Source organism: Variovorax sp. WDL1 (genome assembly GCF_001541225.1).
Taxonomy (GTDB): domain Bacteria; phylum Pseudomonadota; class Gammaproteobacteria; order Burkholderiales; family Burkholderiaceae_C; genus Variovorax.
Genome location: NZ_LMTS01000158.1, coordinates 77,681 through 93,951, shown reverse-complemented (window position 1 = coordinate 93,951; position 16,271 = coordinate 77,681). Strand labels below are relative to the sequence as shown.

The 16,271-nt window shown below is 63.8% G+C and carries 12 protein-coding genes; 1 reads left to right on the top strand and 11 read right to left on the bottom strand.

The window, feature by feature from the left end:
• Window positions 1-115: 115 nt before the first annotated feature.
• The 11 genes from gltS to APY03_RS21010 all read right to left on the bottom strand — a co-directional run bounded on the left by gltS (window position 116) and on the right by APY03_RS21010 (window position 15,179).
• Window positions 116-1,318: a sodium/glutamate symporter gene (gene gltS / locus APY03_RS21060; protein WP_068679683.1), complete on the bottom strand. Its 1,203-nt coding sequence runs from the start codon at window positions 1,316-1,318 to the stop codon at window positions 116-118.
• Window positions 1,315-2,553, bottom strand: coding sequence for an acetate/propionate family kinase (locus tag APY03_RS21055; RefSeq protein ID WP_054668798.1), 1,239 nt, complete (start codon window positions 2,551-2,553; stop codon window positions 1,315-1,317). Before APY03_RS21055 ends, gltS begins: the two co-directional genes overlap by 4 nt.
• Before the next feature lie 79 nt (window positions 2,554-2,632).
• Complete coding sequence (locus tag APY03_RS21050; protein WP_054667835.1) at window positions 2,633-3,385, bottom strand: SDR family NAD(P)-dependent oxidoreductase; 753 nt, start codon at window positions 3,383-3,385, stop codon at window positions 2,633-2,635.
• Window positions 3,386-3,446: 61 nt separating this feature from the next.
• On the bottom strand, window positions 3,447-4,868 hold the full coding sequence (locus tag APY03_RS21045; RefSeq protein ID WP_068679681.1) for a bifunctional enoyl-CoA hydratase/phosphate acetyltransferase: 1,422 nt from the start codon (window positions 4,866-4,868) through the stop codon (window positions 3,447-3,449).
• Window positions 4,865-7,369 (bottom strand): DUF3141 domain-containing protein, encoded by a 2,505-nt coding sequence (locus APY03_RS21040; RefSeq protein WP_068679883.1) that lies wholly within the window; start codon window positions 7,367-7,369, stop codon window positions 4,865-4,867. Before APY03_RS21040 ends, APY03_RS21045 begins: the two co-directional genes overlap by 4 nt.
• An 85-nt stretch (window positions 7,370-7,454) precedes the next feature.
• Window positions 7,455-8,201, bottom strand: a complete 747-nt coding sequence (gene phbB, locus APY03_RS21035; protein WP_068679679.1) for an acetoacetyl-CoA reductase — start codon at window positions 8,199-8,201, stop codon at window positions 7,455-7,457.
• A complete protein-coding gene (locus APY03_RS21030) occupies window positions 8,191-8,652 on the bottom strand; it encodes a phasin family protein (RefSeq protein WP_068679677.1) in 462 nt (153 codons plus the stop codon). The genes phbB and APY03_RS21030 overlap by 11 nt, the downstream gene beginning before the upstream one ends.
• 47 nt (window positions 8,653-8,699) lie before the next feature.
• Window positions 8,700-9,830, bottom strand: coding sequence for an ABC transporter permease (locus APY03_RS21025; protein ID WP_003296525.1), 1,131 nt, complete (start codon window positions 9,828-9,830; stop codon window positions 8,700-8,702).
• A gap of 1 nt (window position 9,831) precedes the next feature.
• Window positions 9,832-12,594, bottom strand: a complete 2,763-nt coding sequence (rbbA, locus tag APY03_RS21020; protein WP_003296524.1) for a ribosome-associated ATPase/putative transporter RbbA — start codon at window positions 12,592-12,594, stop codon at window positions 9,832-9,834.
• Between the two features lie 3 nt (window positions 12,595-12,597).
• Window positions 12,598-13,677 (bottom strand): HlyD family secretion protein, encoded by a 1,080-nt coding sequence (locus APY03_RS21015; RefSeq protein WP_003296523.1) that lies wholly within the window; start codon window positions 13,675-13,677, stop codon window positions 12,598-12,600.
• Between the two features lie 14 nt (window positions 13,678-13,691).
• Window positions 13,692-15,179, bottom strand: a complete 1,488-nt coding sequence (locus tag APY03_RS21010) for an efflux transporter outer membrane subunit (RefSeq protein ID WP_068679675.1) — start codon at window positions 15,177-15,179, stop codon at window positions 13,692-13,694.
• Window positions 15,180-15,630: 451 nt separating this feature from the next.
• On the opposite strand from APY03_RS21010, the gene APY03_RS21005 reads away from it, so the two are divergent.
• The gene (locus APY03_RS21005) at window positions 15,631-16,269 is read left to right on the top strand and encodes a TetR/AcrR family transcriptional regulator (RefSeq protein WP_068679673.1); all 639 of its coding nucleotides are present in this window, start codon (window positions 15,631-15,633) and stop codon (window positions 16,267-16,269) included.
• Window positions 16,270-16,271: the final 2 nt, after the last annotated feature.

Below are 16,271 nucleotides of genomic sequence, written 5' to 3'. Positions count from 1 at the left end.
AGAAAGAGCCCCTTGCTTGAAAACGGGAGTCGATTGCGATTTCCTGGGCGACGACGCCTCGCCAGCGCGTCAGCGATGTATCCATCTGCCAGCTCGCTCCGCTGTTTCGCTTCGCCTAACCGGCCATCAGGCTGATTACCAGTGCGTTCGCAATATCGATGACGAACCCACATACCAGGGGCACCACAATGAACGCCTCGCGTGCCGCACCATGCTCCCGAGTCACCGCCGTCATGTTGGCGATGGCAGTGGCGGTAGATCCCAGCGCAATACCGCCGAAACCCGCGCACACCACGGCGGCTTGGTAATCCTTGCCCATTGCCCGAAAAACAATCAGCAAAACGAATGCGATGACCAGGGCAATCTGCACCAGCATCGCCGCCGTGATGAAGGCAAGCACGGGCTGCAGCTCCCAGAGCCTGAGTCCCATCAGCGCCATGGTCAGAAACAGGCCCAGTGAGATATCGGAGACCAGGGCAATGCCTGGCTGCATGCTCGGCCAGTTCCATAGACGTCCGCCCCCACTCGGCCTCATCCAGTCGGCCACCATGCGCAGGAGAATCCCGGCCAGCAGGCAGCCCACAAAGGCGGGCAGCGTGACGGGGGTACGCGCTACCAAGGCATTGATTCCGTATCCCAGCATCAAGGCCAAGTTGAGCCAGAGCAATGCCAGCAGCACGCCGTAGTAGTCCAGGCGGGCATGCTGCTCATTGCTGTGCAGCGTGCCAATTTCCAGGGCGCTGTCTCCGGCTTGAAGCCGATGCCTGCGCATGAGCAGGCTTGCGATCGGGCCGCCGATGGTGCAGGCCGCGATCAGGCCGATCATGTTCGCTGCCAATCCCAGTTCCTGCGCTTGCGCAATGCCGAGGTTTTGAACGAAGTGATCGGACCAGGCCAAGGTGGTGCCCACGCCTCCGGTCAGGGAAATCGATCCCACCATCAGCCCGGCGCGCGGATCCAGGCCGAAGGCGCGTGCCATCTCCATCCCGGCCAGGTTCTGCAGCACCATGAACCCGATGGCCAACCCCGACAGGATCAGCAAGGGCCGCCCACCATGGCGCAGCGTGCGGGCGTCGGTACCCAGGCCAATGGCCGCAAAGAAGTACAGCAGCAGCGCGTCACGCGCTTCGAGATCGAAACTGACGACGATCCCCGCACCGTAGTACAGGGCGAAGACAACCAGGGCGCAGGCCAGGCCGCCCACCAGGGATTCCGGGATGCTGTATCGACGCAAGATGCCCCAACGCGCAACCAGGCCCTTGCCCACGAACAACAGCACGATGGCGAGCGTGAATCCATGGAAGGCATCGATCGTCATCGCGCCTTCTCCCTGTCCAGGCAGGACAGTGCGTGGCTGGCGGCTATCCACTCTTCGTTGGTGGGCTCGACCGCCACGATGACCTGGCTGTGGTCGCTGGAAATCTTCGCCGCGTGGCGGGCGTTGGCGTCGGTATCCAGGGCAATGCCCAGAAAGCCCAGCGCCGCACAGATGCGCTCGCGAATGAACGCATTGTGTTCACCGACACCCGCCGTGAACACCAACATGTCCAGACCGCCCAGCACGGCGACCAGGGCCCCGATCTCGCGCACGATGCGTCGCACGTAAAGGGCCAGTGCCAAGCGCGCTCGCTCCCCCGTTTCGCCTGCATCGTTCTCGTGCCCGACAATGACGCGCGGCTCGGCCGAGATTCCCGAAACGCCGAGCAGGCCGGACTCGTGATAGAGGACGCGCCCCACTTGCTCCAGTGAGAGCTTCTCGACTTCCATCAGGTAGAGCACCGCACCCGGATCGAGCGCGCCGGTGCGGGTGCCCATCATCAGGCCGTCAAGCGCGGAGAAGCCCATGGTGGTGGCCACGCTTTTGAGTCCTTGCATGGCGCACAGACTGGCGCCACTGCCCAAGTGGGCAACGACGGTGCGCCCGCACGCGGCGTCGCCATGGCGTTCGGGCAAGGCCACTGCCATGTACTCATACGACAGGCCGTGAAACCCGTACCGACGCAGACCGCGCTCCCATGCGGCATAGGGCAACGGCAGGATCTTCTCGACCTGGGGCAAAGTGTGGTGGAAGGCCGTGTCGAAGCAAGCCATCTGTGGCAGATCTGGCTGCTCCCGCAGCAGGATCTCCACGGCTTCGAGCGCGAATGGCTGGTGCAGCGGGGCCAGAGGAATGTAGCCCTTGAGGTCGGCCAGGACATTTGCGTCCAGGCGCACGGGCATGGAGTATTTGCTGCCGCCGTGGACGATACGGTGGGCGACCGTACCTACGTGGCGGCCGTCGAGCCGCCGGCTGACACGATCGCGGATGAGGCGCAGTGCGGCGCGATACGGATGTGCCGTGTCCAGTTCGATCGAGAACGGCGCAACTCCGGTCTCTCCGAAATCCGGGTTGGCGCCGCCGATTCCCTGCACCTTGCCATTCCACAATGCCTGACGCGGCAGTGGCGCGGCCGAGGAATCGAACACCGCAAACTTGATGCTGGATGAACCGCAGTTCAGCACAAGGATCAGTCCGTGTTCGCGGCGCCCGGAGCGGGCCATGGTGACGTCCATCAGGTCGTCCTCTCTGCGCGCCGTCCGCGCGACTTCGCCGAGGTGTGCGGGGGTGTCTGCTGTCTCATCGTCTTCAGACTCAGCGCGCCGTGTAGCCGCCATCGGCGATGAGCTGGGTGCCCACAAGGAAGCTGCTTCCTTCCGACAGCAAAAACGCCACGGCATGGGCGATTTCGTCCGATGTACCCAGACGACCGATCGGATGCAGGTCAACGGCCTTCTGGAGGGCCGATTCATCCAGGAAATCCAGGATGGGCGTACGCACGTAACCGGGATGAATCGAATTGATCCGGATTCCCTTGGACGCATAGGCCAGTCCTGCCGAGCGGGTCAGCCCGGTCACGCCATGTTTGGCTGCGACGTACGCAGGGTTCGCTGCGTCGCCCACCACCCCCAGGATGGAGGAGACGTTGACGATGGCGCCGCCTCCCGAGCGCAGGATGGCGGGAATCTGATGGCGCAGGCCATAGAACACGCCGTTCAGGTTGACATCGATCACCCGGCGCCAGGCGGCAGGGTCCAGTTCTCCCGCCGGGCTCTGGTCGCCACCGATACCGGCGTTGTTGACGGCAAAATGAAGGTCGCCGAACGTATCGACCGCGCAGGCCACGGCAGCCTGGACCTCATCGATGCATGCCACGTCGGCCACGTTGGCCACGGCGTGGCCGCCCTCGGCGTTGATGAGGCTGGTGACGCGCTGCGCATTGTCGGCGCTGACATCGGAGACGACGACATTCAGGCCGTTGCTTGCAAGCAGCCGGGCAATGGCCTCGCCAATGCCAGACCCTGCACCGGTGACCAGGGCTACGCGGCCAGAGAATGAGTACTGCATGGTGTTTCCTCCAAAGGGGTGGATTAAAAAGAGGGGGTTAATAAGTTGCCGATAAGTCGGCTCAAGGGGGTGACAGCCGATAGTGGTGGGCCAGCATCAGTGCGATCGCGCATGAGGCGATGCGTGTATCACGCGAGTCGGCGCGGCTGGTCAGAATGACTGGCACCTTGGCTCCAAGAACGATCCCGGCGCTGGCTGCGCCGCCCATGAAGATCAACTGCTTGGCAAGCATGTTGCCGCTCTCCAGGTCAGGCACGACGAGGATGTCAGCTTGCCCGGCGACCTCGGAAACGATCCCCTTGATACGCGCAGCGGCGATGGAGACGGCGTTGTCGAAGGCCAGCGGCCCGTCGAGCAGGCCGCCAGTGATCTGGCCGCGATCGGCCATCTTGCACAGCGCCGCAGCGTCCAGCGTGGCCGCCATCGTCGGGCTGACCGTCTCGACCGCGGCCAGGATCGCGACCTTGGGTTCGCGCACGCCGATCACCTGTGCCAGCTCGATGGCGTTGCGGATGATGTCTGCCTTCTGTTCCAGATTCGGGGCGATATTGATCGCCGCATCGGTGACGATGAACGGGCGCGGATAGGCCGGTGTCTGCAACAGGAAGCAATGGCTGACCCGGCGCTTGGTGCGCAACCCCGCTGCTGCCGAAACCAGCGCGGACATCAGTTCGTCGGTGTGCAGGCTCCCTTTCATCAGGGCTTCGACTTCACCTGCGGCTGCCAAGGCGACGGCTTGCTGCGCAGCGGCGTGGCTGTGCGGGACGTCCACAATGGCGACGTCGGCCAGATCCAGCCCGGCCTCGGTGGCGACTGCTTCGAGCCGCCCTCGTGGCCCGACCAGCACCGGCTCGATCAACCCCGCGTGGCGCGCTTCGAGCGCAGCGGACAGGCTGGGGACATCGCACGGATGGGCGACGGCTACCCGAATCGGTTGCAAGTGCGCGACATGCGCCAGCAGGTGCTGCAGGCCTGTGCGGCCCTGCGCATCCGGATGGATTTCCGGCAACGCCGTGCGCGTTCTTTCAATGCGCTCAGTGGGCGCTACGACCTCTACCTGGCCTTGGAAAATCGCCACCCCCTCCTGGCTGGTGCAGGTGCAGTCCAGCGTGACGTGATGGGTGGCCGTGTCTTTGCTGCTCACCTGCATCTGCACGGTCAGCCTGTCGCCGGGCCGAACGGCTCCGAGCAAGCGCAGGTTCTGGCTGACATATTGGGTTCCAGGCCCCGGCAGGCGTGTTCCCAGCACAGCCGAGATCAGGACGTTTGCACAAATGGCCTCCGTGGTGTCCCGCGAGGGCGAAGACACCGAAGATTCCGGATCCACATCGCCCGATTGCAGCGCGAACATGTGGATGTCTTGCGGCGAAAACGCGCGTTCGAGGCTGGCGCTGTCGCCGATGGCGATCTCGTCGAAGGTGCGGTTGCGCAGAACCTGCAATGCGTCGGCGGCGCCATCGACCGGTGCGGAGGACGTCGTCATTTGCCTTTCCCTCGCCGTGTTTGACTTGTCCGCGGGGCGGCTGGCGTCTTGGACACAGTTTTCTGCGTAGCAGTTTTCTTCTGAGGCGCCTTAGGCTTTGGAGAGGATGTCTTGGAGGTCGTGTTTATGGCCGGAGCGGAGGTGTCACTGGCGGAGCTCGGCATGGCTGGCGCCGCATTCGCATCCTCGACCGCAGCGGATGTGCCACTGGCAGAGCGTGGCATGGCGGTTGTCGACTTCGCGTCCACGACCGTAGCGGAGGTATCAGTGGCGGGACTTATCACGGCGGGCGCCGAAGCCGCCTGCGCTTGGCGCTCGGCCTGCTCGAACAAGGTAGAAACCTGTTCCAGCCTGGTTTGTTCTTGTGCGGACAGCACACCGCCGCTGCCAATCACTTGCACGATCATTCCCGCCACCTGGCGGATGTCATCAGGCGCTATGCCGTTGAGCAATCCGGGGATGGCGGACACCGTGGCGTCCTCGTCGAGCCTCATGAGCAAAGCCTGCCGACGAACGAGGTGGCGAAAGACCTGCATGTCGAAGTCGTTTGCCAAATGGGGGCGCGCGAGTTCCTCTGCGTGCCGGAAGTGCCGCCCGTCGGCCTCGCCACGCGCGGCCAGCACAAAGAACAGCGCCCGTATGGAGGCTTCGGTGATCCCGCCGCTGTGAATATCCGCTTCGAGCCGTGTCAACTCTTGCGCCAGATACTGGCGATGCTCGGGCGTCTCGCTGGGATGGGGTCGCGGCGGTGCATCGTCGTGCAGGCTCTGTCCAGTCATGGCCTGCACCAGCGGCAGGCTGTACAGCGTGTCAAACGCCTGTGCGTAGATCTGGTCGCGGCAATCACGGAATTGATCCAGCATCTGTTCGACGGCGGTGGAAAACTGCGCCTGCAGTTGCAGGAAAGGGTTGGCCTCGGAGACGGGCTGACGATGGTCGCGCACGTGTTGCGCAGCCTCATGTACTGCGGCGGCGAGCGGATGCCTGTCAGACCACAATTCATAGCCCATGCGCAGCGGATGCAGCGGCTCCAGCCACTTCGCACCCTGGTCCGTGACCAGGGCACGCATCCATGGCTGCACGAAGCTGCGGTAGCAAGCCAGGTTGACCTCGGAGATCCGCGCAACGGCGGCGAACCGGCGATCGTTCTCAGGGTCGGGACGGACGATCTCACGGACTTCATCGATGTTGCTGCGCTGGATCCGAGTCAGGTAGGCGTTCCCGGTCGGCTCGCCTTCCTGCGACCCGTCTGGATTTTCATCGACCAGCATGCGGTGGATACCGGCCGGCAGCACGTCGATGACGTCGATGTTGGCGGCGAACTCCTGGTGCTCTTTACGCCCGACGCTGCCGGAGACGAAGATACCCAGATGCCCGATGCTGTCATGGGTGGCGTAGACGATGGTCTGGTCATGCCCCATCACGTCCAGATCGTTGCGGTACAGATCGGTGATCCAGCCCAGGGCCTGGGGCGGTGGCGTGATGTTGTCCCCATAGGAGCAGAACACCACGATCGGCGAGCGAATACTGCGCAGGTCGATGCGCACGCCATCAGACGTCACCAGCTGCGCCGTACTCAGTTTGTTGCCGATGAACAGGTTATCGACGATGTACTGCATTTCCACGTCATTCAGGAAGACGTGGCCGCCCCAATACTTCTCGAACTGCAGGTGGCGGGGGCCCTCCGTGTCGACCTTGGCGTACAGGTTGTACTGTTTGGTCCAAAGCGTATTGGCCGGGTCCAGGTTTTCGAAGTTCTGAACCAGCCAGGCACCATCGAACCGACCAGCTCCTAGGTCGCTGGTCAATGCCGTCAACCAGCTACCGCCGGTCAGACCGCCCGCGTAGCGCATCGGCATGTCGCCCGCCCAGTACGACAGCGGCGCACCGGCCACGATGATCGGTCCGAACAGTTCGGGCCAGACGGCGGCTGCCATCAGGATCTGCCAGCCTGCCTGGCAATTGCCGATGACCGCAGGCTTGCCGCGGCTGTCGGGGTGCAGCTCGCCGACCTTGCGCACGAAGGCCGCTTCGGCGCGCATGACGTCTTCGACGGTCTGGCCGGGAACGGGATCGGGCAGAAAGCCTACGAAGTAGCAGGGATGGCCAGCCTTGAGGGCCGCGCCGACCTCGCTATCGGGTTTGAAGCCGCCGATGCCTGGGCCGTGGCCCGCTCGTGGATCGACCACCACGAACGGTCGCTTGTGGGGATCGCTCGGCGTGTCGGCTGGCGGCAGGATACGTACGAGGCCATAGTTGACCGGCTGCGGAAGGTCCAGCCCGGACATGATGACCTCAGAGGCGAAGTCGAGTACGTTCGGCGTCTGCTCCTGCAAATGCTCCTGGTACTGGTTGCCGCGTTGGCGGCGAACGTCGGCATACAGAATGGACCGCTGCCAGGCATCCACTGCATACTCGTTTGCCATCGCCGATAGTCGCAACGGGTCCCACAGCAACTGCCCCCAAGCGGCCGTTGGTGATGTCGTGGTGTCTTGATTCATGGCGATGGGCACTCCGTCTATGATGAAACTGAAAAATTGAATGAAAAGGGGCCGCAGGCACATCGTCTTGCCGGCCCTTCCTCACTCAGTACATGTGCTGGCCACCATTCATCGACACGTTGCTGCCGGTCATGAACCCCGCAGACTCACTGGCGATGAATGCAACCAGTGCGGCGATTTCCTCAGGCCGTCCCAGACGACCCACGGGAATACCGGCAGTCACTTGCTTGACCACTTCCTCCGACATGCTCGTCACCATCTTCGTATCCAGATACCCCGGCGAGACGGTGTTGACTGTCACACCCTTGCGCGCCACCTCTTGCGCAAGGGCTTTAGTGAAGCCATGCATGCCGGCTTTTGCGGCGGAGTAGTTGGTCTGGCCGAACTGCCCCTTGGAGCCGTTGATCGAGGAGATGTTGACGATCCTGCCCCAGCCGCGTTCGAGCATGCCGTCGATGAATGGCCGGGTGACGTTGAAAACGGAGTCGAGATTGACCCGCAGGACCGCATCCCAATCGGCGTAGCTCAGCTTGCGGAACGTAGCATCACGCGTGATGCCCGCGTTGTTGACCAGAATGTCGATGTGGTGACCGTCTGCTTGAATGAGGCCGGCCAGCTCCTGGCAGGAGGCATGGTCGGCCACATCCGCGCCGTAGGCGGCGAAGTCGTAACCTTCGCCGGCTTGGGTTTTCAGCCACGCGCCAATGCTGGCATTGCCCGGCGAATGGACGATGAGCACGGTATGGCCCGCATCGTGCAAGGCCCGGGCGATGGCTTCGCCCAGGCCGCCGCTGCCGCCGGTGACCAGTGCAGTGCGTTGCTCAGCCGGCATTGCGACCACCTGTCTTGGCTGGTGCGTCCTTGTCCTGTGCCTTGGCCCACACCGCTCCCCATTGCTTGAAAATATCCTGGAACGGCAATATCGCATCTGCCTGGCCTACGGCCTGCGTGACCGATTTCTGCCAGTCCTGAATGGCTTGCTGCAGGCCTTGGGTGAAGGTGGTCTGATTCTTGATTGCGACTTGCGTTAGTGCCTGCGCGCCACCCATCTGGTGCTGAAACTGACGCCAGAAGGTTTGTGCGGGCAGCGTGGCCAGTTCCTGCCAGTTCTCCGCCTTAAGCAGGCTTTCGATTTCCGCGCCGGACTCGGCAATGCCGTCTTTGCCCGCGCGCGCGGCGTTCTCCAGCCATTGCTGGCCGTTTTCCTGCATCAGGCGTTGGAGGCGCAGCTGCAGTTCCAGGTTCGCCTTGAACAGGTTGGGAGGGATGGTTTCATTGCTCATGGTCAAACTCCTTACTGGGTTGAGTGCCCACTCGGGCGGTCAAACGATCAGGCCATCTGGCCGATCGTTTTGCGAAAGCGTGCTAACGACAGGAAAAACAGCACCGTGCCGATCAGGGCCAGCGCCAGGAAGGGCTGCCATACCGTCTCCAGGCCAGCGCCCCGGTAGAGGATGGCCTGGCTCAGCTCCACGAAATGGGTGGTGGGTGCGATCAGCATGATGTTCTGCACGATCTCGGGCATGCTCTCGCGCGGGGTAGACCCACCCGAAAGCATCTGCAGCGGCATGATGGTGAGCATCATCAACATGCCGAATTGGGGCATGTTGCGCGCCAGGGTGGCGATGAAGATGCCCATCGAGGTGGTGGCGAACAGACTGAGCGCCGCGCCAGCGAAGAACAGCGCAATGGAACCCTCGACGGGAACGCCCAGGACGCCGCGCACCATGAGATTGAGGGACAGGAAGGAGGCGATCAGCACGACCAGGGCCATCGACCAGACCTTGGAGAGCATGATCTGCGCGGGCGTGACCGGCATCACCAGCAGGTGCTCGATGGTGCCGTGCTCGCGCTCCCGGATCAGCGCCGCGCCGGTCAGGATGATGGACAACAGCGTGATGTGGTTGATGATCTGCACCACCGAGCCGAACCAGGCCTTGTCGAGCGCGGGGTTGAAGCGGGCGCGCAATGCCAGATCCACGGGTGGCGCGTCGGTGCCGCGGTAACGCTTGACGAACTCATTGACTTCACCGGTGAAGATCTGCTGGATATAGCCACTGCCGGTGAAGGCCTGGCTCATGCGGGTGGCGTCGACATTGAGCTGCGCGGCGGGCGATCGCCCCGCCAGCACGTCACGCTGGAAGTTGGGCGGAATGACCAGGGCGAAGGTGTACAGCCCCGCATCCATGCCCGGGTCCACGTCCCCATAGTCGATCATGGCCGGTGGCGTGAACTGCGGCGGGTAGAAGGCCGAGGCAATCCGCTGGGACAGCGCCGAATTATCCTCGTCGACGATGGCGATGGGCGCGTTGTGCAGCGTCTCCGGCATGGACGTGGCCGAGGTGTAGACCGACGCGGTGAACACATAGACGATGAGTACGAGCATCATCGGATCACGCCAAAGGCTCCACAGCTCCTTGACACCGAGGTCGTAGATGTTGGCAACGTTTCTTCCGCTCATCTCAGCGCTCCTGCTTCTTGAGTAGCAAAACGGCCGCACCGAGAATCACCGGAACCGACAGCAGCATCGACCACAACGGCCCCGCCAGATCGGCCAGGCCGAGCGCTTTGCTGAACACGCCACGGCTGATGGAGATCATGTGCGTGGCGGGGTAGATCTCGCCGATGAACTTGCTGGAGCCTTCAAGCGAGGACACGGGATCGATCAGGCCGGCGAACTGGGTGGCCGGAATGATGGTGCCGATCATGGCAAAGAACATGGCGGCGATCTGGCTGCGCGTGACGGCCGAGGCCAGCAGCCCCATGCCTGTCGCGGCGAAGGAGAAGATCAGCGCGGCCAGCGACAGGGTGAAGAAGCTGCCCGTGACCGGCACACCGAAGACGGTGACCGCGAGCAGGCTCATCAGCAGGAAGTTCACCATGGCCAGACCGACATAGGGCAGTTGCTTGCCAAGCAGGAACTCGATGCGCGTGACCGGCGTCACGTAGAGATTGGTGATCGAGCCCGTCTCCTTCTCGCGCACCACCGCGAGCGCGGTCAGCATCGCAGGCAGCATGAGCAGCAACAGCGGAATCACCGCCGGCACCATGGCCGGCAGGCTCTTGACATCGGGGTTGTAGCGAAAGCGCGTCTCGACGCTGGCATTGCCGGCTGCGCTGGCGCCGCCACGCTCGCTGGCCTGTACCAGCAGCCAGTGCTGGTGCATGCCCTGAACGTAGCCCTGGACGGTTTCCGCGCGTTGCGGCATGGCGCCATCGAGCCAGGCGCCGATCTGCACGTTCTGGCCTCGCAATACATCGCGGCTGAAGCCAGGGGGGATTTCGATGGCCAGCGACAGTTCGCCGTTGCGCATGCGCCGGTCGAGGTCCTCGTAGTCGACGATCGGCGCGTGCTCGGTGAAGTAGCGCGATCCGGCCAGGTTCAGCGTGTAGCTCTGGCTAAGCGTGGTCTGGTCGCGATCGAGCACCGCATAGCTCAAATCCTCGACGTCCATGGTGATGCCAAAGCCGATCACGAACATCAGCAGCAGCGAACCGCCCAGCGCCAGGGTGGCGCGGACCGGGTCCCGCTGCAGTTCCAGTGTCTCGCGCCACAGATAGCTGAACATGCGCTGCAAGCTGAATCCGCCAGAGCGGTGCCCACCGTGTTCAGCGGGCGCCGCCGATGGCTGCTCCTCGTGATGGGCGGCCTCGGGCTGGCTGGGTGGGGTGGCCGTGCCGCCCTCGGCTTCGATGAGGTAGCCGATGAACGCCTCTTCAAGGGTTTTGGCGCCGCGCTTCTCGACCAGTCTGGCAGGCACATCGCTGTCGAGCACCTTGCCTGCATGCATCATCGACATGCGGTCGCAACGCTCGGCCTCGTTCATGAAGTGGGTGGAAATGAAGACCGTCACCCGGTCGCGCCGCGACAGCTCGATGAGCAGCCGCCAGAACGCGTCGCGCGCTATCGGATCGACGCCGGAGGTCGGTTCGTCCAGAATCAGCAGCTCGGGCTTGTGCACCATGGCAACGGCCAGCGACAGGCGCTGGCGTATGCCCAGAGGCAGACTGGCCGGCAGGCTGTCGATGACGTCCACCAGCCCGAAGCGCTCCACCATCTCATCGACGCGACCGGGAATGTCCTCCGGGGGCACACTGAACAGCTTGGCGTGCAACTCCAGATTCTGGCGTACCGTGATTTCGCTGTAGAGCGAAAACGCTTGCGACATGTAGCCGACGCGGCGGCGGGTGTCCAGATCATGCGGGTCCACTTCGTGGCCGAACAGCCAGGCCCGCCCCTCGCTCGCCGGCAACAGGCCGGTGAGCATCTTCATGGTCGTGGACTTGCCGCAGCCATTGGAGCCGAGGAAGCCGAAGATTTCACCGCGCCGGATGCGGAAGGAGACGCTGTCGACGGCGACGAAGTCGCCAAAGCGCATGGTCAGCCCCTCGGCCTCGATGGCGATATCGTCCGCGCCGCCATCCGGCAAGGGGGGAATGACCACTGCTTCGTGCCCGCGCTTTTTCTCTTCCGGGAGCAGGCGGATGAATGCCTCTTCCAGGTTCGGGCTGCCTGTGCTTTCCAGCAATTGCCGCGGTGTGCCGGTGGCGAGGACCTTGCCGTCGTCGATGGCGGCCAGCCAGTCGAAGCGCTGCGCCTCATCCATGTAGGCGGTGGCCACGATCACGCTCATGCCGGGGCGATCGGCGCGGATACGTTCGATCAGATCCCAGAACTGCGCGCGTGCCAGCGGATCCACGCCGGTCGTAGGCTCATCGAGAATCAGGAAATCCGGGTCGTGAATCAGCGCGCAGCACAGGCCGAGTTTCTGTTTCATGCCCCCGGAGAGCTTGCCTGCCGGTCGCGCCAGAAATTTGAACAGGCCGGTGGCCTGGGTCAGTTCGTCGATACGCTGGCGGCGTTCCGCGGCGCCATGACCGAACAGCCGCGCGAAGAACTGCAGATTCTCCTCGACCGAGAGCGTCGGGTACAGGTTCCTGCCCAGCCCCTGCGGCATGTAGGCGATGCGCGGGCACACCTGCGTGCGATGGGCCTTGCTGGCCATGTCGCCATCCAGCACCTCGACCGTGCCCTCCTGGATGATGCGCACACCGGCCAGCAATGAGAGCAGACTGGATTTGCCGACGCCGTCGGGGCCAATCAGGCCGACCATCCGCCCGGCGGGAATGTCCAGGTCGATGCCATCCAGGGCAATGACGTCGCCGTAGCGCAGGCTTACCTGATGGACACTGGCAACGGTCGCGAGCTGCGCGCTGTGGCTCATACCTTACTCCGGCACGCGAGCGGTCAGGGTCTGGGGCCATTCGGCATTGGCGTCGAGCTTGACCCAGGCCACGCCGGGCAGCCCGGTCTTGACCTGGTCCAGGTGTTCACGCAGCAGCTCCTGCGAAATCTGCGCGCGCACGCGAAACATCAGTTTCTGCCGCTCGCTGGCGGTTTCCACCGTCTTGGGAGTGAACTGCGCCGCGCTGGCGACGAAGGAAATGGTGGCTGGAATCACAAACTCCGGCGCGGCATCCAGAATGATGCGTACCTCGGAGCCCAGCCCGACGCGGCCGGCCACGGTCTCGGGCAGGAAGAAGGTGATGTAGACGTCCGACAGGTCGATCAGGTTCAGGACGCGTCCGCCCGCTCCCAGCACCTCGCCGGGTTGCGCCACGCGCACCTGCACCCGTCCGTCGCGCGGGGCGCGCAGTTCGCTGTCGCGGATGTCGGCCTCGATGCGATTGATGCTGGCCGTGGCGGCGTGCACGCTGGACTGCGCGCCGACAAGCTGCGCCTTGGCTGCCTCGACTGCGGCGCGGGCGGCGGCGGCCTGCGCTTTGCTGGCCTCGAGCGTCGCCTGTGCGCCCCGTACACGCGCCCGGTCATCGTCCAGTTCCTGGATCGAGGCGGCGCCCTCCTGGGACAGGGTCTGCGAACGTGCCAGACGCCGCTGCGCGGCATCGAGCTCCGACTCGCGCTGGCCGACCAGGGCCAGGGCGGCAGTTACGTCGGCCTCGCGCAGTGCCACTTGCGCCTGCGCTGCGGTCACCCCGTGCTCGGCCTGCTGGCGCATGGCCTGAGCCTCGTCGCGCTGCGCTTCAAGTGTCTCCAGTTGCATCCTGGCCAGTGGCTGGCCCGCCGCGACGAAATCGCCTTCACGCACCAGTATGTCTTCGATACGTCCGGGCAGCTTGGTGGCGATGTCGATTTCGGTGGCTTCGATGCGGCCATTGCCGTTGGCGAACCCTTCGCCGGGTCCGCTGTCGGCAAGCTCCGTCCAGCCCCACCAGGCCAGCGCGATAACAACCGCTGCAGCGGCAGCGACCAGGAGTTTTTTCTTGAGAGAGGGGGAGACAGTCATGGGTTCGGCGTGCCTTAACGGGTTGATGGGGTGGAAGCGGGGGTCGAGGCCGCACCCTGTGCCTCGCCGGTTGCGGCGAGGGTGCCGCCGCCGAGCGCGGCATACAGCGCCACCTGGCTGGACAGCAGCGCGCGGCGCGCCTGTACCAGTTGTTGCTGGGCACCCAGCAGATCGCGTTGGGCATCCAGCACCTCCAGGAAGGCGGCCGAGCCGTTGTCGTAGCGCAACTGGGCCAGCCGTGCGCGTTCGCTTTGCGCTTCCAGGTTGGCTCTCTGGATCGTCAACTGCTCAGCCAGCCAGTGCTTTGCGCTCAGCGCATCGGCCACCTCGCGGAAGGCTGTTTGAATGGTTTTTTCGTATCCGGCGACGGCGATGTCGCGGCGCACTTCGCTCAGCTCCAGATTGGCGCGGCGGCGCCCGCCATCGAAGATGGGCAGCGACAGGGTGGGCATGAAGGTCCAGGCACGACTGCCGGAATCGAACAAGCCATTCAAGTCGGAGCTGGCCGTGCCGAAGCTGCCGGTCAGCGCAATGCGCGGCAAAAACGCCGCGCGGGCCGCGCCGATGTGGGCATTGCTGGCACGCAATTGGTGTTCGGCGGAAATGATGTCCGGGCGACTGACCAGCAGCTCCGAAGGCAGACCGGCCCGCAGCTCAGCCAGAACCGTCGTTTCATCGAAGGGTGCCTTGGCGGGCAGCGGGCCGGGATCAGCGCCTACCAGCAGTGCCAGGGCGTGCAGTTGCGTGGTGCGAGCCTGCTCAAGCTGCGTCAGCAGCGCCTGAGCTTGGTTCAGCAGGGTCTGGACCTGTGTGAGATCCAGCTTCGAGGTCGAGCCGACTTCGACGCGGCGCCGGAAAATGCGATAGGACTCCTCGCGGGTGGTCACGGTTTGCCGTGCGATCGCCACGCGTTCGTCGATCTCGCGCAGGCCAAGATAGCCGTCTGCCACCTGGGCGATCAGCGCCAAATGGACGGCCTGGCGAGCCGCGTCGGAAGCCAGCCAAGCTTGCAGGGCGGCGTCTTCCAGGTTGCGGATCCGACCCCACAGATCCAGTTCCCAGGTGGTCAAACCCACCTCGGCCCGGTACTCGCCGCCCACCAGCGATCGGCCCGACATGTTCAGGTCGCCAGGGACCCGCGCGCGTCCACCTTGGGCGCCCACGCCCATGGCAGGAAAACGATCCGAGCGCTGAATGCGGAATGTGGCGCTGGCTTCCTCGACGCGCAGCGCGGCCACGCGCAGGTCGCGGTTGTTTTCCAGCGCAGTCTCGATGAGGCGTTGCAGCAGGGGGTCGGTGAAGTACGCCTGCCAGGCAAGCTCTCCCGCGTGGGCGCCGTCGGTGCCTGATCCAAGATGCGCGGGCCAGGCTTCGGGCACGGGCAATGGCGGGGTGTCTGGCGCCGGAGCGAGCGACATGCAGCCGGTCAAGACGACGGCGCTCAGGGCCAACGAGGCAGCGCGCAATCTGAACGCGGGAAACAACGGGGAAGTTGGGAGCATGGTCACGTTCCGTACAGGTATCGGGCTGAAGAGGGTCTGGTCGCAGAGGAGGGAATGGCTGCCACCCCCGCAATGCGGGGTTCGTGGCTGGTGTCCGCAGGCCCTACTTTCTTGCTTGCAAGTGCTGTCAAGCCCACTTCATCTCCTTGTTGATATGTGCATCCCCGTGTTCCCCGGCTGGTTGATAGGGCGCTCTTCCTGTGTCGTAACCCGATGTGCCGGGTTCACTCGCGCCCTGTGTTGATCTGCATTGTGAAATCTGAAAACAAACGACTGGACGGTTGCTTTCAATTATACGTTACAATCCAAGAAACGCAATCAGCGGGCTCGTCGGTCATTGACGCAGGTCAATTCGAGCTGCCGGCTTGGGTTCAAGGAAGGCCCTGATTCTTGGTAGAGCCGGTGACAGGCCCATGGGAACACCCCTCAGATCTTTGAACAGAGCCTTTGAATGCCACCCAAGAAAGATGACGCGCCAGACAACAAGCGCCGCTACCTGTCCTCTGCCGCCAGGAAAGAGGAAATACTCGACGCGGCCCTGGTCGAATTCGCGGATCGGACATACAACGCAGTGTCGATGGAGCGCCTGGCGGAATGCGCGGGCTTGTCCAAGGCTGGCATCTATGCCCACTTCAAAAGCAAGGAAGAAATTTTTCACGCCTTGCTCGAACGTACGACGAAGCAGATTTGTGATTTCCAGGGCTGGCTCCCGGATGAGGATCTGACGTTGCCAGAGCTGGTAGATGTCTACCTGGATCGCCTGTACGCGACCTTCAGCTCCCCTGCCACGATGTCGATCTACCGGCTGCTTCTGGCCGAAAGCGCCCGAACTCCAGAGCTGGTGCAGCGTTGGCACAACGAAGTTGCGCTCGGGCTGAAAGAGCGGGCGCAGACCATCATCCACCGCAACATACGCCGAGGCGTCATTCGCCCAGGCGTCTTGACCGAACACTTCTTCCCGTTGGCGCTCGCGCCCGCAGTGCTGTGGCTGAGTTCCTCGATGCTGTCCAAGGGCAGTCCTTCCATCTCGCTGGTGCAGTTACGGGATGCGCACCGGCAACTGTTGCTTGAGCTTTTGCAGCCTCAATGAGC